The sequence below is a fragment of the Microcoleus sp. Pol12B3 genome, assembly GCF_036701355.1.
Lineage (GTDB): Bacteria > Cyanobacteriota > Cyanobacteriia > Cyanobacteriales > Microcoleaceae > Microcoleus.
The window spans coordinates 1-21,879 of sequence record NZ_JAUBQS010000010.1 but is presented as its reverse complement, the minus strand read 5'-3'; the positions used below and the strand labels follow the sequence as shown (position 1 = coordinate 21,879).

General features: G+C 48.0%; 18 protein-coding genes and 1 pseudogene. 11 read left to right on the top strand and 8 right to left on the bottom strand.

From position 1 onward, the window contains the following. Positions 1–15: 15 nt before the first annotated feature. Positions 16–1,809 carry an N-acetylmuramoyl-L-alanine amidase gene (locus tag QUA53_RS07260; protein ID WP_333095954.1) on the bottom strand — a complete coding sequence of 598 codons (1,794 nt, stop codon included), beginning with the start codon at positions 1,807–1,809 and terminating at the stop codon, positions 16–18. Positions 1,810–3,218: 1,409 nt separating this feature from the next. Next, the gene (locus QUA53_RS07255; RefSeq protein WP_333095957.1) at positions 3,219–4,241 is read right to left on the bottom strand and encodes an alpha/beta fold hydrolase; all 1,023 of its coding nucleotides are present in this window, start codon (positions 4,239–4,241) and stop codon (positions 3,219–3,221) included. Between the two features lie 417 nt (positions 4,242–4,658). Between QUA53_RS07255 and infC the strand changes: the two genes are divergently transcribed. The 3 genes from infC (at position 4,659) to QUA53_RS07240 (ending at position 8,947) form a co-directional block, all read left to right on the top strand. After that, a complete protein-coding gene (gene infC, locus QUA53_RS07250; RefSeq protein ID WP_006635262.1) occupies positions 4,659–5,195 on the top strand; it encodes a translation initiation factor IF-3 in 537 nt (178 codons plus the stop codon). A gap of 108 nt (positions 5,196–5,303) precedes the next feature. Continuing rightward, positions 5,304–8,348 carry a HEAT repeat domain-containing protein gene (locus QUA53_RS07245; protein WP_333095958.1) on the top strand — a complete coding sequence of 1,015 codons (3,045 nt, stop codon included), beginning with the start codon at positions 5,304–5,306 and terminating at the stop codon, positions 8,346–8,348. Positions 8,349–8,470: 122 nt separating this feature from the next. Next, positions 8,471–8,947, top strand: coding sequence for a Crp/Fnr family transcriptional regulator (locus QUA53_RS07240; protein ID WP_006635260.1), 477 nt, complete (start codon positions 8,471–8,473; stop codon positions 8,945–8,947). A gap of 391 nt (positions 8,948–9,338) precedes the next feature. Here QUA53_RS07240 and QUA53_RS07235 read toward each other — a convergent pair whose 3' ends face one another. The 5 genes from QUA53_RS07235 to plsX form a co-directional block, all read right to left on the bottom strand. Continuing rightward, positions 9,339–10,277 carry a phosphate ABC transporter substrate-binding protein gene (locus QUA53_RS07235; RefSeq protein ID WP_333095959.1) on the bottom strand — a complete coding sequence of 313 codons (939 nt, stop codon included), beginning with the start codon at positions 10,275–10,277 and terminating at the stop codon, positions 9,339–9,341. Positions 10,278–10,287: 10 nt separating this feature from the next. Further along, on the bottom strand, positions 10,288–11,001 hold the full coding sequence (locus QUA53_RS07230) for a PspA/IM30 family protein (protein ID WP_333095960.1): 714 nt from the start codon (positions 10,999–11,001) through the stop codon (positions 10,288–10,290). A 243-nt stretch (positions 11,002–11,244) separates the two neighbouring features. Next, positions 11,245–12,126, bottom strand: coding sequence for an ACP S-malonyltransferase (gene fabD, locus QUA53_RS07225; RefSeq protein ID WP_333095961.1), 882 nt, complete (start codon positions 12,124–12,126; stop codon positions 11,245–11,247). Between the two features lie 412 nt (positions 12,127–12,538). Continuing rightward, a complete protein-coding gene (locus QUA53_RS07220) occupies positions 12,539–13,540 on the bottom strand; it encodes a beta-ketoacyl-ACP synthase III (RefSeq protein WP_333095962.1) in 1,002 nt (333 codons plus the stop codon). A 163-nt stretch (positions 13,541–13,703) separates the two neighbouring features. After that, positions 13,704–14,753, bottom strand: coding sequence for a phosphate acyltransferase PlsX (gene plsX, locus QUA53_RS07215; RefSeq protein ID WP_333095973.1), 1,050 nt, complete (start codon positions 14,751–14,753; stop codon positions 13,704–13,706). A gap of 351 nt (positions 14,754–15,104) precedes the next feature. Between plsX and QUA53_RS07210 the strand changes: the two genes are divergently transcribed. The 8 genes and pseudogenes from QUA53_RS07210 (at position 15,105) to QUA53_RS07175 (ending at position 21,213) form a co-directional block, all read left to right on the top strand. Further along, a complete protein-coding gene (locus tag QUA53_RS07210; RefSeq protein ID WP_333095963.1) occupies positions 15,105–16,439 on the top strand; it encodes a D-alanyl-D-alanine carboxypeptidase in 1,335 nt (444 codons plus the stop codon). 81 nt (positions 16,440–16,520) lie between these two features. Continuing rightward, entirely contained in the window at positions 16,521–16,805 is a 285-nt protein-coding gene (rpsP, locus tag QUA53_RS07205; RefSeq protein ID WP_006633724.1) for a 30S ribosomal protein S16, read from the top strand. Continuing rightward, the gene (locus tag QUA53_RS07200) at positions 16,744–17,265 is read left to right on the top strand and encodes a KH domain-containing protein (RefSeq protein WP_333095964.1); all 522 of its coding nucleotides are present in this window, start codon (positions 16,744–16,746) and stop codon (positions 17,263–17,265) included. Before rpsP ends, QUA53_RS07200 begins: the two co-directional genes overlap by 62 nt. A 374-nt stretch (positions 17,266–17,639) precedes the next feature. Next, positions 17,640–18,593 (top strand): PhoH family protein, encoded by a 954-nt coding sequence (locus tag QUA53_RS07195; RefSeq protein ID WP_333095965.1) that lies wholly within the window; start codon positions 17,640–17,642, stop codon positions 18,591–18,593. A gap of 180 nt (positions 18,594–18,773) precedes the next feature. Continuing rightward, positions 18,774–19,181: a ChuX/HutX family heme-like substrate-binding protein gene (locus QUA53_RS07190; RefSeq protein ID WP_333095966.1), complete on the top strand. Its 408-nt coding sequence runs from the start codon at positions 18,774–18,776 to the stop codon at positions 19,179–19,181. A gap of 255 nt (positions 19,182–19,436) precedes the next feature. After that, on the top strand, positions 19,437–20,213 hold the full coding sequence (locus QUA53_RS07185; protein ID WP_333095967.1) for a DUF6816 family protein: 777 nt from the start codon (positions 19,437–19,439) through the stop codon (positions 20,211–20,213). A gap of 24 nt (positions 20,214–20,237) precedes the next feature. Continuing rightward, positions 20,238–20,429, top strand: a pseudogene (locus QUA53_RS07180) (photosystem II q(b) protein); the annotation flags it as partial. Positions 20,430–20,634: 205 nt separating this feature from the next. Next, the gene (locus tag QUA53_RS07175) at positions 20,635–21,213 is read left to right on the top strand and encodes a Uma2 family endonuclease (RefSeq protein WP_333095968.1); all 579 of its coding nucleotides are present in this window, start codon (positions 20,635–20,637) and stop codon (positions 21,211–21,213) included. An 87-nt stretch (positions 21,214–21,300) separates the two neighbouring features. On the opposite strand, the gene QUA53_RS07170 is transcribed toward QUA53_RS07175, so the two are convergent. Beyond that, positions 21,301–21,849, bottom strand: a complete 549-nt coding sequence (locus QUA53_RS07170; RefSeq protein ID WP_333095969.1) for a hypothetical protein — start codon at positions 21,847–21,849, stop codon at positions 21,301–21,303. Positions 21,850–21,879 lie beyond the last annotated feature (30 nt).

Below are 21,879 nucleotides of genomic sequence, written 5' to 3'. Positions count from 1 at the left end.
CCCTCCGGCAATATATTATCTTTGTTGAAGATAAAGCAAAATGCCGCGAGCGATCGAAGCGGCCATTTGACTGCGGTAAGCTGGGTCAGAAAGCCTAGCAGCATCCTCAGCACCCGTGACAAAACCCACCTCCACCAAAACAGAAGGCATAGAAGTCTTTCTCAAAACATAAAATCTCGCCTGCCGCACTCGGCGGTCAGTCGCCCCCGTGCCCTGCAAAATACTGCCGTGAATCACCCGAGCCAAATCTTCGCCGTTATTGAAATAATAAGTCTCAATCCCGCTGATATCCGGCCGACTCATATTAATCGAATTAGCGTGAATGCTGACAAACAAAGTAGCATTCACCCGTTCCGCCAAAGAGACTCTCGGTTCCAGGTCGATTTCGCTGTCGTCAGTCCGAGTCATCACCGCCTGCACGCCCTGCTGTTCCAGCAGCCTCGCCACCTGAAAAGAGATATCCAAAACAATCTCCTTCTCCTGAATGCCCTGAATTCCGACTGCCCCCGGATCGCGGCCACCGTGACCAGGATCGATCGCTACTACGGCGCGGCGGTTAGAAGCTTGGGGCAAATCTTCGTTTCCGAAAGTCCTTCTCGGCAAAGGCTGCAAATTGGGAGTGCGAGTCAAAGGCTGCTGCGCGCTAGCAGTCGATCGCAACTGCAAAGACAGCAACTGCGGGTTCGGTCTCGTCACCCTGCCTACCTCTACCCCCGATCGCGGCTGCACCCAAATCACCACAGTCTCCGCATCTTCTTGGCTGGCTGTAAAAGATACAGGACTGTTGGCATCGAGCTGAGGAATTTCCCCCGTTAGGACAGCAGAGGCGATCCTGATCCAGTAAGCTCTCGACCCCTGGTCCCAGCCGCTGGTATAGGAGACTTGGCGGTCAGTTTTCACCACCAGTTGCGTGCCGTTACTGGCTAAATCAATTGACTGAACTCTCGCTAAATTTCCTTGAGCTTGTCTAGCCGGAGGATCTACAGTCACGCGGCGGGAAACCGAGGGCTGTCGTACTACACTTCCAGGCAATAGCACAACCCCGCCCAAATTGCTCACAGATGCCCGCCACTGAGTATTAGAATTCTTCATCCGCAAAGTCACGCGGGTAACGGGCGGGTCTGTTGGTAGTTGCCGGACTTCAATCTTGTCAACCCCGTGCTGACCGTTGGTTTGAGGCTGTTGGCTGCTTAGGCCCGGAGCTACACTAGCTCCTTCAATATCGAGGGTGGCGATGTCCCCAGCCCGACTTTGTTGAAAATTAATTTGGGGGCGACCGCCCACTGTGCGGACTAAAAAACCGTCCGCCGTCGCCTGAACGTTCTGAACTACAGTCGCCTCGGCCGACTGGGCTTGGGATGCTGAAGGTTCAGCCGATAATCTTTCTCCCCCGGGCTCTGAAATCGGATTTTGAGTTTCTCCCCGCACCGGCGTTGGCAAATCCACTGTCCACTCGCTCGGAGAAATCCCCCGGAATTTTACTTGCTGAGGGTCTATAGTAAACCCGTCTTTGATCTCGACCACAATTCTGGTCGTATCGTTGTCAAACTGCCCTACCCGTACCGATTCGATCGCCCCTGAGATGGGTTTGCTGACCGAGGGACGACCCAGACTCGTCCCCGGCAAGTCGATTACCAACCGCATCGGGTTGAAAATCAGTTGAGCCTTGGGTTGTACTCCCCCGTCTGTTGTAATGTAAAGCCGGTTCTCTGAAGCATCAAACCGCCAAGATTGCAGTCTAGCTGCTTCGGCGGCTCCGGCGAGCAAAAATACACTTAAGAAACTCGGTAGTAGCCAGTGGAATTTCACGACAGTTTTTTCCTCGTTTGCGTTACTGCCAAAAGCTGGAAGGGCGCTGCTTGCCCGATCGGCTTTCAGCAGTTAGCCGCCAGCAGACCGGTGGCACGGGGGCCGTCAGTTGTTGGCTAAATTGACTTTTTTATGCGTTAACAGGCTTCCAAATGCCAGAACCCTGCATTTTTTTAACTTTCCCGTATACTTGGGGGCGATCGGTTATAAGCAGACTGAAATATTGTTTGCACAAGGGAAGGTATTTATTTTTAGGAGCAAGAAACAGGGTGTTTCTTGAAGCTAGAAGGTACAAGTTAGAAGGTAGAATCTTAGCGTTCTTCCAGGGAGGGGTTTCATAGCTCTTTAATGTTGGCGAAGCTCGTTATGGCAAGGGTTATAATCCGCTTTACACTTGCATTTTCTTCTAACTTTTCCTAAACTACCTCAATAACTTAACAACTTAACTCGCGAACAATCCGGATTTTCAAGATTTAGGTAACTTTTCAAGGTTGCCAAATGTTACTCCCAGACCAACTGGCATATTCTTTTGGGAAAGCTTTTTTTGCTAACACATTGACTAAATACAACTACATATCCCCCCTGCTCTCTTTTTTTCTGAATTTTTTAATCAGGGATTTTCGGTACTGCTTGAAACTTAGTGGGGCGATCGCTATCGCGCCAGCCAATTTGACAGTATGATAGCTAGTCCATATTTTCAGCAGTAACGCGAGAGTTTTGTGTGTTACTTGGGCGGGCAATGCTTTGTCCTTTAGACTCTTTTTGAGTGCACGATCGACAGCCAGAGCATTAGTTAGTTGACCTGAGAAAAAGTTTTGACCGTAGATATAGTTATCGCAGTTGTAAAGTTTGTTGGACAGCCAGGACAATCGATCGGCTTCTGGGTAAAACCTGTGATTTGGTTTAATGAGTTGCCTTTCGACTAACTGCATAACTTGGATGTGTACTACCAGTTAGAGAAGATACACTATCTTGGTGATTGTGTCAATGTCTGAGCTTCTAAAAAAAGGCGCCATCAATAACAGTAGATACATGACATCACAGAAAGACGGAGACTTACTTTCCAGCAGGAGTCCTTCACAGCAAACAAGTGGTTTAGGTTAGTTCAAGCCTCTAGATAGCCGCTGGGGAGTCTATCTTGAACCTCAAATCGATTGACTATCAAGATAGGGAAGTTTTGTAATATAGCAACCGCCGTGACGGTAAGGACGTTCTTAATTTTTGAAACCTAAGTGGTTGATTGCGCCTTGCCTCGGACTTCTTTTTACCCGCTCCGCTCGTCGCGATCGCCTTCAACATCTGCTATACCATACCACCAGGGGGATTGAGTTCTAGCAAAGTTATTTTTGAGGGGGATCGATACCTAAAAGTTATTTTTTTATCTTAGTAATCCACGACCTCATGTCTAATCAACAGTGCTGCAATGGGCTCTCGCCCATAGGTGTAAAATTCCGGCTCATCCAGTTCAAAATTGCTTGATTTACTTGTTCCGGGCATTCATCCTGGGGACAGTGGCCAGCATTATCTAATTCCACTAGCTCTACATAATTGGGATTGCATTCGACAAATTGGTGGGGTCGGGCGAACCGAGGGGGAATCATCCGGTCTTGTTTGCCCCAAATTAACAGCATGGGGATTGTTAAATTTCGCATCACAATCTTGACACTGGGGCAAAATTTTGAACTGCCTACAGATTTAAATAAGGCGCAGAAGGCGCGGGCTGCTCCCCGATCGCCCGCAGGCCCTGCTAGAATTTCAACTAATTCGTCGGTAACAGCTTCGGGGTTGGAGTAGGCAAAGCCAACCCAGCGACGGACAAAGGAAGGCTTGCGGGCCAAATAAAACAAAGGCCTGAGTACGATCGGAGAAGCAAACAAACTTTCCACAGCTTCGATCGCCGGAAGCAGCCATCCGGGCACCGCTTCGGCTCGTACAGAGGGGTCTGGGAGGCTAATCATCACGATGCCGGCTACCATGTCCGGGTGAGCTGCAGCTACGGCCAGACAAATTAGCGATCCGATCGAGTTTCCTGCCAAGACTACCGGCTCTCTGATAAAAGTCAGCCAGAAATCATAAACTTGATCGACCCACAAAGACACAGAGTAGTTGACCGGAGCTTTTTGGGAAGCGCCAAACCCTAACAAATCCAAGGCGTAAACGGTTTGGTTTTCGGCGAGTTGGGCGAGATTTTGTCGCCAGTGCCCGATCGAAGCTCCAAACCCGTGCAGTAAAATAATCGGCGTTCCCGATGCGCGCGGGACCATTGGTTCTGCCGCAGAATCTTGAAATTCCAGCGCGCCTTGATTTCGCCCCAAAGTCGGCCGCAAATAAGTGTAGCGAGTTTGCCAACCCCGCCACATCCAGTCTCGTTGAGTTCCCACCCGTTGGTGCCACAGCAGAGAATTTGTCAATTTTGCCTCAGCTCGCAACATAAATTTACACTTGCTTATACCTATTCTACAAGGCAAATCAGGCGACTTGGGGGACTTGCCAGACCGGGCGAGATGGGCTAGGAAAAGCGGCTGTACCTCATCCTTAAGCTTTTACCCTGAATTTTTGACGGTTTTGTCATCAATCGGGCAAGAGGGCGGGCGATCGTGTGTGAAGTTAAAATAAAACTAGGCAGAAACCCAGCCAGACTGAGTAGAATAGCAAGTATTGTAAGAATTCATTTACGATCGTCCAAATATTCCCCAAGGCTTTAGCGGAGGGGACACAGGGCGCGGTAGTACGTCCGGTAAGGGTAACACCTTATAAAACAGTTCGATCGTCAATCGTGAAATATTGACAGATCAAACCTGTAACTATCAAGAAGCTTCGCTATTAAACTACTGCTTGTAAAACCATTCATGCCTGTGATTGAAAGAAGACAAAATCGCAACCTACCCCAGATCAACGAAAATATTCGATACCCCAAAATCCGGGTAATCGATACCGACGGCGCGCAACTAGGGATATTGACGCCTGCAGAAGCGCTGCGCCTGGCAGAAGAAAAAGAACTCGATCTCGTACTTGTCAGCGACAAAGCTGACCCGCCCGTATGCCGGGTAATGGACTACGGGAAGTACAAATTCGAGCAGGAAAAGAAAGCGCGAGAAGCAAAGCGGAAGCAGCACACTGCCGATGTTAAAGAAGTGAAGATGCGCTACAAAATTGAAGAACACGACTACCAAGTGCGCCTCAAACTAGCAGACCGCTTTATCAAATCTGGGGACAAAGTAAAAGCCACGATCATGTTTAGAGGTCGGGAAATCCAACACAGCAACCTAGCAGAGGACTTGCTTAAGCGCATGGCCACAGATTTGCAGGAAATCGCAGAAGTGCAGCAAGCCCCCAAAAAAGAAGGACGCAGTATGATGATGCTGCTGTCGCCCAAGAAAGTATAAATAGATAGTCATTAGTAAGCAGTCATCAGTCATAAGCTGGTGACTGATAGCTGATGACTTGCGAATTTAGTCAGGAATTAAGCTACCACACAGGGAAATCAACGCTGCATGGAAAATTTTCAAATCAGCGGTTCGGCGGGAGTAAGACAAGGAGTGCTGCGATCGCTCAACCTGCGATCGGAAGAAGTAGAGCGAACCGTACTGATGTTTCTCGTCTACACTCTAACCTCCGTCGGGCTGATCTGGCTGGAACTGAGCACAGTAGGTCTGTTTTTAGACGAGTACGGTGCCGACAAAATGCCCTTTATCTACATAGCCAGCGCCTTTATCGGTTCTGGCTTGGGATTTGTCTACTCGTGGCTGCAAAAAATCCTGCCGCTGAGGCGCACCGTCGTAGTGGTTCTGGGTATGATGTCGGTACCCCTATTTTTGTTTCGATTCGGTATCGGCTACGAAAATACTAAGATAGCTGGCATCAGCATCGCTTTTATTACTATTTTTTTGATGTGGCTGTGGGTGGAAGCTTGCTATGTCCTCAACGACCTCAACACTTCCATCACTTCCAACCAATTGTTTAATATTAGAGAAATCAAGCGCACCTATCCGCTAGTCAGCAGCGGCTATCTAGTAGCTGGAGTAGTCAGTGGATTTTCTCTGCCTGTTTTGCTGTACGTAGTTGGACTCAAAAACGTTACCCTCATATCGGGGTTGATGGTGGCGACAGGCTCGGTGTTGCTCTACTACCTCACGGAAAAATACAGCCAAGCATTCCCGGAAACGGCTCACTGGACGGATGACGACGAAGACGACGACCAAGAAGAATTTACCGCCCGCAAAGTTACAGGCCCGCTACAAAAATACGCCGTACCTCTAGTCAGTTTCTTCATCCTCGCAGAAGTCGTCTACGTGCTGGTAGATTTCCAATTCTACAGCCAGTTAGAATACCAAAACCCGGAAGACGGAGCTAGCTGGATCGCTAGCTTCCTGGGCATTTATGAAGGCATACAAGGCCTGTTTCAAGTGGCGACTCAGTGGTTCGCTTCGAGCAGGTTGGTGGAAAGAATCGGTGTATTCGTGACGGCTATGATTTTGCCGGCGGGCATCGCTATACTCGGGGTGCTGACCATAGGAGCATCTCTGGGCCAGCTAGTATCTGTGTTTATCGGGCTAATATTGCTGAGATTTTTAGACGAACTGCTGCACTACACGCTTTTGGAAACTGTTAGCCCGGTTTTATTTCAACCCATTCCCGACAACATTCGATCGGGAATTCAAACTTTGGTCAACGGTGTGGGCGAACCTTTATCCTGCGGAGCTACAGGAGTAGGCATCCTGATTATGCTGTGGGTGACAGGCAAAATACTCCCCCAGCAAGACGAAAATATATTTCACGACCAGCAAAGCTTGATATTTATTGGCGCGATCGTAATATTGGCAATGTTGTGGGTGTTTGTCGTATGGCTGATCCGCTCTCAATACGTGGGTTTGTTGGTCAAAAGTGCGGAGCGGGGGCGCTTGGGCGTCACAGACGTTGACCTCAAAGCTCTCAAGCGCGCAGTGGTGGAAACTCTACAAAAGCCGGGGGGCGAAGATGAAAAGCGCTCTTGCATAGAACTCCTGACGCAAATTGACCCCAAAAATGTCGGAGAAGTTCTGGCTCCCCTCCTCGATTCCCTGTCCCCAGGTTTGCAGCGCCAGAGCTTGGAAACGATGCTGCAACACCCGAACCCCGCATATTTAGAATCTGTCCGCGCACTCTCGCAGCAATCATTACCGCCGGAGGTTCTGGCCTTGGCTTTGCGCTACATCTGGCTGACGGAAGCTGAACCGAATATTGAGAGCTTGCGGCCTTACTTGCAGCCGACGGTCGATCCGGTGGTGCGGGGTACGGCGGCTGCTTTAATTATGAGAAGGGGCGATCGCCAGCAAAAGGCAGAGGCTACTAATACGCTGCGGCAAATGCTGACACACAAGCAAGAGCGGGAACGTGTTATGGGGACGCGGGCTCTGGGAGAAGCTGATTATTTGCAAGGACTGCGGCTGCATATCCCCAATCTGTTGCAAGATGAATCTCTGCGAGTGCGATGCGCTCTGTTAGACGTGATTTCGTCTACTCATTCGGAAGAATATTATCCTTCGCTGCTGCGCGGACTTGGTTACAAATCGACTAGAGAAGCGGCTTTGCAGGCTATAGTCAAACTTCACAACGACGCCATTCCTTTGCTCGTGTATTTGGCTGAGGACATCCACAAGTCGGATTTGGTTAGGTTGCAGGCTTGGACGGCTCTCGGTCAAATTGGGACTCCGGAGGCGATAGACATTTTGGTGAGCAATTTGATGACGGCTTGGGGAACGACGAGGCGCAATATCCTCCGCATCCTGTTGAAAATGCCTTCGGAAGCGGGGATAGAAGGGGTTCTAGACCGCATCGGCCGTAGCGGCTTGGAAACTCTCATCGAACAGGAGTTAATGTTTATCGGTCAAATTTATGCAGCTCTGGTAGATTTGTCTGGGGTAACAAGCTACGGCAATTTCTCAGAGCGAGAGGGCAACAGCCGCCGGGAACCGGGGAACGATACGGCTCAATTGTTGCAGCGGGCTCTGGCGGGGTTGGAAGCTGATGCTAGGGAGCGGTGTTTTTTGCTGATGAAGTTTCTTTATCCGCTGGACACGGTACAAGCCGCTGCTTTCAACATCGCTTCAGGCCAACCTTCTTTGGTTGCTAGGGGATTGGAAATTCTCGATAATACTGTGGATATAGCTAGGAAGCGATCGCTCATCAATTTGTTAGATCAACACTCGGAAAGAGAAAAATTGAGCAACCTCTCGGAATTGATGGTTTACAAACCTCTAGCCCCTAGCGATCGTTTGCGCCGCTTGCTAGAATTGCGCCACTTCCTTTCGGATTGGGCCTTGGCCTGCTGCTTTCACTTGGCGAGGGAAGCGCGCTGGAGTCTTACCGCTCAACAAACTCTTGTATGTCTGCAACACCCGACAGGTTTTGTCCGCGAAGCAGTGTTAGCCTATTTGAAAATAGCCTCGCCGCGGGCTTTGGTCGAATTGTTGCCCAGGCTGCAAAATGACCCCGATAATTTGGTATCCGCTCAAGTTGAAGAGATGATGGCAGAGTTGGGTGCTGGGGGAAAAAGGTAACGTTAGTCAGTTGTCAGTTGGCAGTTGTTATTGTCAGTCAACAGTTAACCGTCAATTGTCAACCGTTTTTATTCCCCTTCTCCTTCCCCTTTTTAAGTTTAAATTAATCATTGCATCTCATTATGTTAACAAGCGTCGAACGCCTATTGTTTGTGAGGGAGGTTCCGATTTTTAAGGAACTGCGGGATGATTTTCTCGTGCGTCTAGCATCGGTAATGGATGAACTTTCATTTCCTTCCAAGCACAGGATTTTTACGGAAGGACAAGAAGGGCGGTCTCTCTATATTTTGGTATCGGGAACGGTGCGGGTCCATATAGGCGATCGGGATTTGGCACAGTTGAAAGCGGGGGCTTGTTTCGGGGAAATGTCGCTGTTTGATGCAGAACCTCGATCGGCTTCTATTTCTACTCTCGAACAATCCGAGTGTTTGATGCTGACTCAAATGCAGCTATACGATGCGATTGATGAAACGCCGGGAATTGCTGTGAATATTATTCGCTTGCTGTCGCGCCGGATTCGGGAGTTGAATCAAAAGTTGAATGCTAAAGAGGCAATTATGCCACCTACAGAGACTGTGAGAGTTGCGGAAATGCGATGACATTGGGGAATTGGGAATTGTGTTTTTAGTCGATCGGTAATTCTGCACAATTTATCTTTTTTAAGGTGCGAATAGCGATTACGAATACGCACAATTTCTTTGGTAGATTACACAAGGCTAGGGTAATCGCATCTTACAGCACTTACCAGGAAAGTGCTGTAACTGTTGACTGTGAGTCAAAAAACTGAAAGTTGCGTTGATATTTGTTGGTAGCTTCATTCGACTTTACCATGACGATCAAGCGCGGATATGACATCATTCCGGCGCTGGCGGAATTGATATAAGTTCCGGTTAAAGAAGAAGTCCGCCTGCGCGGGGGGAAGCTTGTGTAGCGCCAGACTTGAGTCGGGTGGACTATTTCAGTGAATGTCGGACTTTTGTGTGCAAAGGCTCAATTTCCTGCCAGCATGGCTTTGTGTCCTTCCGAAGAAGTGGCATAGCCCAAGAAATCCTTAACTGCTTGGCTAGGAGGATTTTTGTAGGCGTAGTACAACTGCCGCTTGTAAGGATAGTTACCCGCATCCGTCGTCGCACCGTTGACGGGAACAACGCGCACCGTTCTCTGATTGACTACTTGAGCGAAAGTCGCATAGCCAATGCCGTTGTTGCCTAAAGCTTGCAGCAGGGGAGTTGTCGCATCTCGATCGAGCGTGGTAATATTTCGCGTCGTGCCAAACTCGCCACCTCCAAGCACTTGTTCTTTAAACGTTTGGTGAGTGCCACTAACTGCCGGTCTGTTAATTACTTTAATCTGTCCCGCCGGACCGCCGACTTTCGACCAGTCTTGAGTATTTCCCTTGAAAATATCTTGAACTTGAGCCGAGGTTAAACCTCCTTTGAAGGGGTTGTTAATGCCGACTACAAGGGCGATCGTATCTAGCGCAACAGGCACCGCTGCCAAACCCTGACCTTGTTCTTGAGCCGTCAAAGGTCGCGATATCGCTGCAATATCGGCTGTTCCTGCGACCAAATCTTGAATTCCCTTTGCAGAACCGTTTGCTTTGGTATCGACTATCGTGCCGGAAAACTTGCCTTGAAAGCCGTTCTTGAGGTTCTGATTGATTGTCACCATGCTGGTGGAACCGTCAATTCTCACCGCCGTACCCGCAGGCACGGAAGCTGGAAGCGCAAAGGAACTAGCTGCAACAGGCGAAGCGCCGCCGACTACTGGCGCGACTGGAGGTGCGACAGCATTGCCTGCGGGTGTGGGAGTCGGGGTATTATTAGCATCCTGGGAGGCTGGTTTGTTGAGAAAAAAGAACCAACCGCCACCGGCGAGCAACAGAAATAACAGAATAAAAACTATGGGGGGAGGCCCGCTCTTAGCCATAAAATTCTCCTTAGTTGGGAAGTTCTTTGTTGTTGGAGTCGTCTAACATTTGCAGCCTGCGATTAACTTCATCGTCTAAGGTCATATTTTCTAATTCTGCCTGAAGTCTTTCTTGGGGGTTCTCAGATATTTCTGCTAAAGCTTGCTGTTTGAGGTGGCGGCCGTGGACGGCGTTTTTGGCTTGCTCAAACTGCGATCGAGCTGAATCGATACTGAGGTCGTTGTTGACTTTGGATATGGCTCCGAGGGCTTCGTTAATCTCGGCCATATCTTTCATATTTTGCATATCGGTTTTGTAGGCTTCCAGCTTCATCCGTTCTCGATTTAGCTTGTCTTTGGAAGCGTTGACGTATTGTTCGGCTTGTTTTACTTGGGATTCTAACTGCGGCAGGATTTGTTCTGTCTGAATTACCTTCGCCATTGCCAAGCGGGCTGCTTCTTCGTTGCCGTTGCGCTGGGCTGTGATGGCTTGGCGCTCTAGGGTTTGCATTTCCCTAACTTTTTCTTCATATTTAGTTTTGGCGCGCTGGTAGGCTGCAACTTGGGTAGAGACTGCTGCTGCTAGCTTTTGCACTGATTCTTGCATTGATCGCAGTGACTCTTCGGCTACCGCCACCGACACCTGGCCGCCGGATTCTACGGGCAGTCCCCACATCCAGTTCCACGCACCTACGATGGTTCTGCCTGCCTTGTCACCCATCAACCAATAAAGGACTTTTTTCATATAAGTACCAGATAAGCTTGGTTTTTACGCCTAGTTTACATCAGGAATTGTCGATCGCCCCGTCAGGTCGATCGATTTCTAGATTTTGGATTAATATTTTTTAACTGTCTGGATCGTCTATCCCCCATTTGCAAAACAGGCAATATTCGGATTTGCCTGTTTTGCTATTTGTTTTTCGGCAATCTTCAGGCCTGTTAACTCTCAATTTTATAACCTGCCGTTTAATAACAGGCTAAAAATATATTAAGCGGGTAAATCTGCAAAACTACTAACATTTACCAGCGCTAAATCGGGACAAGTCCGTTTGATCAAACCTGTGAGAACTTTGCCGGGGCCAATTTCCACTACCCGATCAATTCCTTGTTGTGGCAATTGCAGGGAAATTTCTCGCCACCGCACGCCTTTGGTCATCTGCTGAGTCAACCGCTGCTTTAAAGTTGCGGCGCTGGTAGTGGCGGAGGGTTCTGCGTTCGAGAGCACCAGCATTTTAGCATCGGAAAACCTGGCAGACTTTAAGGCTAGCTGAAACTCTGCCGCCACTGATGCCATCAGGGGAGAGTGAAACGCACCGGAAACATTCAATTTAACGGCGCGTTTGACTTTGATTTTGGCAAGCAAATCTTCTACTGCTGCAGGCGTTCCAGAAATCACGACTTGTGCTTCGCTGTTGTCGTTTGCCAGCACTACGTCTCGGCTGTATTGAATTTGCAATTCTAGTTCCTGCCTGTCGAACCCGATCAAAGCCACCATTTGCCCGCCAGAGGCAGTTTCCATGAGTTCGGCGCGGCGTTTGACTAAACGCAATCCGGTTTCAAAGTCAAAGACGCCTGCTGCGTATAGGGCAACATATTCTCCTAAACTGTGACCGGCAACTACCGCTGGTCGATCGCTTTTTTCTCGCACTAAGTCGGCCAAAATACTTTCTACTACGAACAAGCAAGGCTGAGTGTAGAGAGTCCGAGATAGTTTTGCTTCTTCTTTTTGGCAAACTTCCGGGACAGACCAGCCTAAAATTTCTTTAGCGAGCTCAAATTTGGCTTTGGCTGTTGGCAAGTTTAATAAGTCTGCACCCATCCCGATCGCCTGGGAACCTTGTCCGGGAAATACCCATGCTGTTTTAGTCATTTTTCCGGTAATCTGCTAATTGGTGGTTGCTAATTGGTGATTGCAAAAATTCTTTCTTTCCCGCTTCTAACTTCGCTCGCTGGTATCCGCTATCTTTCGGTTAACGAACTATCTACTCGCGACTCACGCGACTCACAATTATAACATATAATTGCCTTTTTTACCAGGTTTATATTTTTTTTGCTACTTTAATTTAATTAATAGCCGTAACAAAAATTTTCACCTTCAAGCCGGGGAAAGTCGATCGAAGAATAGAGGATTTTCCATTTCAGCACGCGCTTGTCAATAACTGATGTCGAGGTGGTGCACCGCTGCGAACCTTGCCTTAGGTATGGCGTGTTAAAGGATTTGTATTTTACTCGATCGAACTCCCGACAATAACCGGAGCAAGTTTACAAACGGTCGCCAAATATTATCTTCCCCATTTAAAAATTGCCGCCCCCCAAGTCAAACCTGCACCGAAACCAGCAGCAGCAATAGTATCGCCCGCTTTAACTTTACCCAGACGCACGGCTTCGTCTAAGGCAAGGGGAATTGAAGCCGCTGAGGTATTGCCGTAATTCGCCAAATTGCTAATTACTTTTTCGGGGGGAATCTTTAACCTTTGGGCAACTGCATCCAGAATCCGCTGATTGGCTTGGTGCAACAGCAGCCAGTCAATTTCAGCAACGCTGATATTTGCCCGAAACATAGCTTTTTCTATGACTTCCGGCACTTTTTTTACGGCAAAACGATAAATTTCTTGACCGTTCATGGTGATGGGATGAAATCCACCTTGGGCGATATTCACGCCCTCAATTAATCCTTTTGACTCGGCTTTGTAAGCCAAATTGAGAGAGGAATTTTGCGTTCCGTCGCTACGAATTTCAAAGCCCAAAAAGCGATCGACTTCTGAGGCCTGCAATACTACCGCACCTGCACCGTCTCCAAATAGAATGCAAGTACCCCGATCCGACCAATTCACCCAGCGAGATAAAATATCGGCTCCGATGAGCAAAACATTTTGATAAACCCCTGTCCGAATGAACTGCGAGGCTGTAACTAAACCAAAAACAAAGCCCGAACAAGCTGCTGTCAAATCAAACGCTACAGCTTTTGTCGCGCCCAACTGATATTGAATTTTACTGGCAGTGCCAAACAAATCGTCAGGACTGGAAGTCGCCAAAATAATTAAATCGATATCTGTCGGCGAAATTTCTGCCATTGCGATCGCCTGAAGCGATGCCTCCGAAGCTAAATCGCACAAAGAAGTGCGATCGTCCGCCAGCCTGCGGGAACGAATGCCCGTCCGCGCCCCAATCCATTCGTCAGAAGTTTCTACTATCTGACTCAAACCGTTATTATCCAGCGAAACCTGCGGTGTACAAGAACCGCTACCCGTGACGGCAATGCCGAACCCTGATTGCTGCAACATTCCTCTCCATTTACTCGCTGTTCGATCGAGAAATTAAAAATTAAAAACTACCAATTAAAATTATTTTTTAAACTGCTGAAATTACTTTTTTTAAGCAAAACAGTTGGTTTAAGCTGACATTTTTAATTTTACATTTTTAATTTTTAATTCCTACTTACTGCCTCTAATTCACAGCTTCTTGTTCCATAGCGCTTTGGTGATTGGAGGATCGAATTCGCTCCAGCACTTGGTTGTCAATAGCCTCCTTCGCTAAACGAATGGCATTAAAAATCGAGGCAGCCTGAGACGAACCGTGGCTGATAATGCAAACTCCAGCAACGCCCAATAGTAAACCGCCGCCGTGTTCAACGTGGTCTACCCGCTGCTTAAACCCCTTGAGGCTTTCTTGCAGCATAGGGTCGTTAATTTGATGTTGGAGCCCTTTGACCAACTCTTCCTTAAGCACCTGGACTACGACTTCGCCCACGGCTTCGGCAAACTTCAACAACACGTTGCCAACAAACCCGTCGCAGACAATCACGTCGAACTTTCCAGACAGCACGTCGCGGCCTTCGGCATTGCCCACAAAAGGAATGTTCGGGTTGTCCACCAATAACTGGTGGGTACGCACCGCTGCATCGTTGCCTTTAGAAGGTTCTTCGCCAATGTTGAGCAGGCCGATTTTAGGTTCGGCGACGCCCAGCACGCACTGGCTGTAAATAGTTCCCATAAGAGCGAACTGCTCCAAAAATTTGGGGCGGCAGTCCACATTAGCGCCGACATCGAGAATAAGTACAGAGCTGCCCGGTACCATTGTCGGCAAAACCGCACCGATGGCAGGGCGATCGATTCCGGGGAGCCTCCCCAACCTCAGCAGGGCAGCAGCCATTGCCGCGCCGGAGTGACCGGCGGACACCACAGCATCAGCTTGCTGCTGCTTTACCAAGTTCATCGCTACGTTAATCGAAGCGTTGGGCTTGCGTTTGAGAGCACTCAAAGGTTCTTCGTGCATTTCCACCGCTCCTTCAGAAGGAACGATTTCTAGCTGACCTGTAGAGACGCGGCCGATCGCGTCTTGTTGCCGGAGCGAGTCTTCTATTTGCTGGGGGTCGCCCACCAGCAAAATCTCTACGCCTAATTCTTCTTGTGCCTTAAGCGCTCCAGCTACAACTTCGGCGGGGGCATGATCCCCACCCATAGCGTCTATTGCAATTCTTGCGCGTGTCGATCCCATTGACCAATGTTTGAGAAACACTAAAAATTCTACCAGGAAGTCAGGAGCGTGAATCCAGAAGTCTGAATAAAGAACTAAAATCCGCTCGCAACGGCGATCGGACAATTCTCATTTCCGACTACTCTGATAGAACTTGTTTTGTCACTACTTTACTATTTTTGACTGCAAATTGAAAAAATCAATGGAATAGTTTACATGACCGCAAGCACTTTAGTCAGGTACCCCCGGATTCATCGGTGGAGGGAGAGAAAAGCTGCCCATCCTCATCACAAGCCTCCGGATTTATCAGTGGAAGCGCTTTCTTCAATCTAAAATCTCAAATCTCAAATCGATTGACTTTAGGAGTAAAAAATGCTGGATTTATTTAGCTCGGGGATCATGTCTCTGTGGCTGGACATGGCTGGGGTACGCAGTGTCGGGCCTAATGCTGCGTCAGTGCTGGCTTGGCGGGGAGGGATACCCGCGTTAGTGGTGGCCGAAGATTTGGCTTTTGGGGGAATAGATGTAGCAAATCCCGACTTGCCAACAGAAGCGACGGTGCGGGAATACTTAAAAGATTTGAAGGACAAGAACCTGATTGAGGGCAATCAGGGAATTTGGGTGCAAGCGGGAATTGTTCCACTGGTAAGTAAGCAGGGGACAGTGCTGATGCCTGGGGCTTCGCTGACTAAGATTGCGACTTCTCTGGCGTCGCTGGAAACTTGGGGCCCTGATTATCAGTTTGAAACGCGGTTCCGGGGAACGGGGGCGATTAGGAATGGGGTGTTGCAGGGAGATTTGGTGGTCAGCGGCGGGGGCGATCCGCTGTTCGTGTGGGAGGAGGCGATCGCCGTTGGCAATGCTCTCAATCAAATGGGTATCGAGCGCGTGGCGGGCAATTTGGTAGTGACAGGCAATTTCCGCATGAATTACGAGTCCGATCCTTTGGCCGCGGGGGAGATACTGCGGCAAGCTCTTGAGGGTAGCAATTGGCCTCCGGACGTGGTGGCAATGTATTCTAAGATGGCTCCAGGAACTAGAAAACCGCAAGTAACAGTTGCCGGCAGCGTCATTGCTGAGAAATTTGTGAGTTCGGGGCATTTGCTGCTGAAACGCCGATCGCTTCCTTTAGCCGAAATTCTCAAGCAGATGAACGTCCACAGCGACAATGAAATGGCTCAGATGCTGGCAGACGATTTGGGCGGGGCCAAGATAGTGCAGCAGCAAGCGACTTGGGCTGCGGGGGTGCCAGAGGAGGAACTTCAATTAGTTAACGGTTCGGGATTGGGAGTGGAAAATCAGATGTCTCCGAGGGCGGCTTGTGGGATGCTGCAGGCGATAGCCCGCAACCTTCAGACTACTGGGCTGACGATTGCTGACTTGTTTCCGGTGTCAGGGCGCGATCGAGGAACTTTGGAACACCGACACATTCCGCGATCGGCTGTGGTGAAAACTGGTACTTTGGACACGGTGATTGCTTTGGCTGGAGCCATACCCACGCGCGATCGGGGTTTAGTGTGGTTTGCAATTATTAATCGCGGCACCGATTGGGACTCTTTGAGAGCGCAGCAGGACATATTTTTGCAAAAATTGGTCCAGCAGTGGGGAACAGCATCGATTTTGCCACTAGCAATTACACCGCACATTGACGGTGCCAGACCTGCCTTGGGGGCAGCAAATCGTAGTGATATTTTGGTGGGAGGTTAAGAAATAGGGGTTGAGTTGGAGTTCGGGGAAGGAGCACTGACAAAATAGCTTAGAATTGGAACAAGACTATTGTGCAAGAAGATGATCAAACTGCGATTGAAGAGATACGGGAAAAAACGCGAGACAAGCTACCGGATTGTAGCGATGAACAGTTCTACTCGCCGCGACGGCCGTCCCCTAGAAGAGCTCGGCTATTACAACCCCAGAAATAACGAAACCAGGCTGGATGTTCCAGCGATTGTCAAGCGCCTACAAGAAGGCGCTCAGCCAACTGACACCGTGCGTGACATCCTGAGAAAAGCCCATGTATTTGAACAAGTCGGAGCCGGAGCCAACGTTGAATCCAGCACAGCAACAGTCAGCTAGTCCCAACTATGCTGGACTGGTTAAGTTTTTAATTGGGCCTTTTTTAGAGACCCCAGGCTCTTTGCGGGTTGATTGCGAACTGCACCCGCGCCAATCGCGGGTCTGGGTTAGGCTTGCTTTTGAAGATCCCGACAAAGGCCGGGTGTACGGTAGGGGCGGACGCAATATTCAGGCAATTAGAACTACGCTTGAAGCGGTGGCGCAAACAGCGGGTCAGTCCCTGTACTTAGATATATACGATGGTGAAGCGGGCGATCGCGGATCGGGCCCGCCCAGGGGAGATCGCGATCGTCCGGATCGCGACCGCCCAGATCGTGGCTCGCGGGAGCCGCGAGGCGACTTCCGACCCCGGACGCCACCTCCGTCGCCGAGTCCCTTAGCTAGCAGAACTCCGAGAGAACAACCTCGCCGTACTAACACACCTACGTTTAGAACGAGCAGAAATACTCCCGGTTATTAACTAACTGCATAGCCCAGAAAGAATTTTAGATTTTAGATTGCCTGTTGTAGACTTTGTATTACAAGACCCGTTTGGTTTGAAATTGCCGGTTTTGCGATCGGAAACAAATGTAAAATTTTAAATTTCAAATGTCAGCGGCATCAGGTTAATCTAAAATCTAAAATTTCCAATCTAAAATCTAAAATTGCCTGACTTAATAGAAGGGAGATTTGATTTGTGCCTCAAGCACCAAACTCATTTGGGAGCTAAATCTAAAAGACGCCTTAGATACTAGGTAAAACCTAGTAATGGGCGTCTTTTTGTTCGCAAATAGTGACGGGTTTAATGTTTAGTTGTTAACTTTTAATTGCTTATTTGGAGGAGCTTATGTTGGCATGAATGAAAAATTAACAATAGAGTTACCGAGCATTCAAAGCGCAATGTCGCTGGCGGGTAATCAAGAAGAAAACCTGAAAATGATCTCTAAGCAAACTGGTGCTAACCTGGTAATGCGAGGGCAAGAACTGCTGATTTCCGGCACAAAAAGCCAAGTAGAATTGTGTCATAAATTAGTGAGATCGCTCTCCGACTATTGGAAATCCGGCAAAAATATTACCGGAGTTGAAATCCAGACGGCGCGCCAAGCTTTGGATACCAACCGCCAAGGCGATTTACAAGACTTGCAGCGAGACGTTCTCGCCAGAACCCGCCGCGGCGAAGAAATTAGAGCCAAAACCTTCAAGCAGCGGCAATATGTCCAAGCAGTACGCACGCACGACCTGACATTTTGCATTGGCCCCGCTGGTACTGGCAAAACATTTCTAGCAGCTATTTTCGCCGTGCAAGCGCTGTTAAGCAAGCAGTACGAACGGCTGATTTTAACCAGGCCAGCGGTGGAAGCTGGCGAAAAATTAGGGTTTTTGCCGGGAGATTTGCAGCAAAAAGTCGATCCATATTTGCGCCCGCTTTACGACGCCCTACAAGAAATGATCGACCCTGAAAAAATGGCCGATTTAATGGAAAGAGGCTTGATCGAAGTAGCTCCTTTAGCTTATATGCGGGGGCGCACTCTCAGCAATGCTTTCGTAATTTTAGACGAAGCTCAAAATACGACGCCGGCTCAAATGAAAATGGTGTTGACTCGTCTGGGCTTTCGATCGAGAATGGTAGTAACGGGCGATATCACTCAAACAGATTTGCCGCCAAACCAACAGTCGGGATTGTCAGTCGCCCAAAACATTCTACGCAACGTTGAGGGCATTGCTTTCTGCGAATTCTCTCAGGCGGATGTGGTGCGACATCCTCTAGTGCAGCGAATCGTCGCTGCTTACGAACTGCACGAAACATGAAGGAATAAGGAATAAGGAAGGCTTTAGTTATCTTAGAGAGAAGGAAAGCTTTAGTTATCTACGAGAGAAGGGAGAAGGAAGAATTATCCTTTTTTCTCTAATTCCTTTTCCTAATTCCAAAATACCATTTTCTTCTGATCGATTTAATCTAAAATCCACAATCCACAATCCAAAATTGATATGACTGCGACTCTGAAAGAATTCTTGGAAGCTTGCGAACAATTGGGAACGCTGCGTTTAATCGTGACTAGCAGCGCGGCTGTGCTGGAAGTGCGCGGTTCAATTCGCAAGCTGTTTTATGCGGAGTTGCCGAAGGGTAAGTATGCCAATATGCACGCCGAAATATTTGAGTTTCATGTGAATATGGACAAAATAAAACAGGTGAAGTTTGAAACGGGCGAGGCTAAAAGAGGCAATTTTACTACTTATGCAATCCGTTTTCTGGACGAACAAAATGAGGCTGCTTTGAGCGCGTTTTTGCAGTGGGGAAAGCCGGGGGAATACGAACCAGGACAGGTAGAAAATTGGCAAGAATTGAAGGAAAAATACGGGGAGGTTTGGGAACCTGTACCTGTTGAGGCGCTTTAAAACCTAGGCTTTCTCACCTTTAAATTGCATCTGGGGGGCGGGAGATCCTGCCCAACCCCTACTCCCCCCAAGAATAAAATTGATTTTTGTGTAACAGGCAGGATGCCTGTTTATGAAAAGGGTATAAAATATGATGTTTAAATGATTTGTTGTCTAATTTCTGAATTAATGAACCGCAGAGGGCACAGAGAAAGTCGAGAAGAGATAAAGAAGAGAAATAGAGATAGAAGGTGCGTTTTTTGAGTGTAATGGGGTATGAAGGTAATTTGGAGTTTTTGTTTGGTTTTGCTGGTGTTGCTGTGGGGAGGCGGTGCGAGGGCGGGGGTTTTGAGCGATCGCATATCAAGTTTTCCCAATTGGGAAAGCAAGCCTCCTATCGCTGTAGCTAAGGGAGATTTGGTATATCCCGACTGGATGGCGGGGAATTGGAATGTTGCTAGCACTTTGGTAGATTTAGCCGCTCCTTTAGCGCCAAATATTGTCACGCCAGGGCTTGAAAGCAACCGCCAGTATTTGCAGCATCCGGTATTATTTAAAGTGCGATTTCAACCGGAAAAAAATATTGGGTTAATTTCTAATTATACCTTTAAAAAGGCTCAAAAGATTGTAGCAGATCGCACTTTTAACGGTTTGAATATTGCTAAGGCTTATTTAGGCGATGGTGGGGTAGTTTCGGTGAAAGTCGATCCGACCAATCCCAACCGCCAAATTACTGTGTTGAAAGGGGAACGCCAATTAATTTCGATTGTTACCAGTCGCGGCACTGAAACGCCGAATCCTCGCGAGTTTGTGTCTACAGAGATTTCTCAGCAGATTTTTCGGGGAGAGTCTGATATTTATTTAAATGAGGTGGAAACAACAACGGCTTATCGAGTTGTTGGAGGCGGAGAAAATGGCGATTCTGCGAGTAAAAGAATTGAGGCCGATCAGGTGACGGCGATTTATTTGTCGCCGCAAGACCCGGATTATTTTGCTGCTGGGGGGCATCCTGTGGCTCTGTATCGATATCGGTTGGAGTTGGTGCGGGCATAATTAAGCTGTCATCTCGATCGACCTAGCAACTTCAATTTCAACCAATCGATTATCGACTCTCAAGGTCGTGCGATCAATACTTGGGCTGATGTGATTAACCGCGCTAACTGGGGTAGGAAAGTGATGCACGAGCGCAATGCTCACAACTTCCCGCTTGATTTGGCTGCTGGTGAAACCACCCCAGTAGCAATGGTTGCTCCTTCTATCAATGGTTAATTTTTAACTTGAGATAATCAAAAAGCGGCCCTATTTCTAGGAGCGCTTTTTGTTTAAAAAAAATAATTTTGCGATGACTCGGCGGTTGAAACTGCGTCTACAAAAACGAATTCCACCTCCGCGGACTAAAGAATAGAATATTAGGATAGACGCCAAGTTTTGGAAGTCGTATATTATAGAAAAGCGATTGTAAAAGGTAAGTCAAATGGTTGTCGCAATTTCTAAAGCAGGATTGGATACAGGTGTGGCTTTCCTGTCAAACGTGACATGGGAGACTCTGGAAAAGTTGGATGCAGATTTGGCTGAGACTGGGGCGCGTTTAACTTATTTGGATGGGTGTTTAGAAATTATGGCTCCTTTTTCTGAGGAACATGAAGAGTCTAGAAACACTTTAGATCAGCTTTTAGAAATGTATATGCGGACGAAAGACATTCGTTTTTATGCGCGTGGTAGTACAACCATCGGCATGAAGGAGTTGGGTGCACGGAAGGAACCAGATGAGTCTTATTGTTTGGGTGTACGCAAGTCAGTTCCAGAGTTGGCGATCGAAATAACAGTGACGAGTGGTGGAATTGATGCGCTGGAAATCTATCGTCGGGTGGGAGTGCAGGAGGTTTGGTTTTGGGAGGATGGGGTAATTTCGGTTTATTGCTTGCGTCCAACGGGATATGAGTTGGTGAGTAAGAGTGAACTGTTGCCGGAGTTGGATTTGCGATCGATCGAGTTTTATTCGCGGATGGCCGACCAATATGATGCGGTGAGTGCTTTTATGCGATCGATGTAGAATAGAAAAGAGTAATTCTTTGGTTTAATTGCGTTGCGATCGGGTGAAATTACTCATAGCTTATATAATATTTAACTTGCACTGAAGTTATGCTTTGAATACGGGATTGAGAAAAAACATCGATCGCGCTCCTACTAACATTTTTTCCACTAAGCCGCGTCGGGCTAAGGATTGTATGGCTTGCCAAAATTCTGATTGGGATAATTCACTATCAGCAGGTTTTGGCGAAATATCTACAGCTTCATTTTGACTGGCTAACCAGTATAACGCCTTTTTTTCTGAGTCTGATAAACGCTCTAGGTGAGATTCTAAAATAGGTTCTAACTCACCTAAAAATAAATCTGCTGTTCCATCTGCTAAAAATAGGGAAACGCTACCGTTAAATAATTCCAAAATTGTAGCCGCGATGATATTTAGCCAGGAAGGATGTCCTTGATAAAGGTCGATCAAGTCTGACCATTTTTCCTCATCTGCTAATTCTTTTTCTCTCAGAATTTCAGCAGCTTGTTCTCCTAACCCTTTGAGGTTTAAGGTTTGCGTCGAGAGGTTTACTGCTTCTAAAGCAGTAATTTCTCTGGGTTTTTCCCAACTGGAGTTTAGACTAAGAAAAGCTGGCTCAGTTAGAAACTGAGGCATAAAAAATCAATTGGGCAGCCAAATATATGT

Excerpts from the sequence above, each read along its gene's own strand:
- QUA53_RS07255 (WP_333095957.1), bottom strand. The coding sequence starts at position 4,241 with ATGTTGCGAGCTGAGGCAAAATTGACAAATTCTCTGCTGTGGCACCAA.
- infC (WP_006635262.1), top strand. The coding sequence starts at position 4,659 with ATGCCTGTGATTGAAAGAAGACAAAATCGCAACCTACCCCAGATCAAC.
- QUA53_RS07245 (WP_333095958.1), top strand. The coding sequence starts at position 5,304 with ATGGAAAATTTTCAAATCAGCGGTTCGGCGGGAGTAAGACAAGGAGTG.
- QUA53_RS07240 (WP_006635260.1), top strand. The coding sequence starts at position 8,471 with ATGTTAACAAGCGTCGAACGCCTATTGTTTGTGAGGGAGGTTCCGATT.
- QUA53_RS07235 (WP_333095959.1), bottom strand. The coding sequence starts at position 10,277 with ATGGCTAAGAGCGGGCCTCCCCCCATAGTTTTTATTCTGTTATTTCTG.
- QUA53_RS07230 (WP_333095960.1), bottom strand. The coding sequence starts at position 11,001 with ATGAAAAAAGTCCTTTATTGGTTGATGGGTGACAAGGCAGGCAGAACC.
- fabD (WP_333095961.1), bottom strand. The coding sequence starts at position 12,126 with ATGACTAAAACAGCATGGGTATTTCCCGGACAAGGTTCCCAGGCGATC.
- QUA53_RS07220 (WP_333095962.1), bottom strand. The coding sequence starts at position 13,540 with ATGTTGCAGCAATCAGGGTTCGGCATTGCCGTCACGGGTAGCGGTTCT.
- plsX (WP_333095973.1), bottom strand. The coding sequence starts at position 14,753 with ATGGGATCGACACGCGCAAGAATTGCAATAGACGCTATGGGTGGGGAT.
- QUA53_RS07210 (WP_333095963.1), top strand. The coding sequence starts at position 15,105 with ATGCTGGATTTATTTAGCTCGGGGATCATGTCTCTGTGGCTGGACATG.
- rpsP (WP_006633724.1), top strand. The coding sequence starts at position 16,521 with ATGATCAAACTGCGATTGAAGAGATACGGGAAAAAACGCGAGACAAGC.
- QUA53_RS07200 (WP_333095964.1), top strand. The coding sequence starts at position 16,744 with ATGTATTTGAACAAGTCGGAGCCGGAGCCAACGTTGAATCCAGCACAG.
- QUA53_RS07195 (WP_333095965.1), top strand. The coding sequence starts at position 17,640 with ATGAATGAAAAATTAACAATAGAGTTACCGAGCATTCAAAGCGCAATG.
- QUA53_RS07190 (WP_333095966.1), top strand. The coding sequence starts at position 18,774 with ATGACTGCGACTCTGAAAGAATTCTTGGAAGCTTGCGAACAATTGGGA.
- QUA53_RS07185 (WP_333095967.1), top strand. The coding sequence starts at position 19,437 with ATGAAGGTAATTTGGAGTTTTTGTTTGGTTTTGCTGGTGTTGCTGTGG.
- QUA53_RS07175 (WP_333095968.1), top strand. The coding sequence starts at position 20,635 with ATGGTTGTCGCAATTTCTAAAGCAGGATTGGATACAGGTGTGGCTTTC.
- QUA53_RS07170 (WP_333095969.1), bottom strand. The coding sequence starts at position 21,849 with ATGCCTCAGTTTCTAACTGAGCCAGCTTTTCTTAGTCTAAACTCCAGT.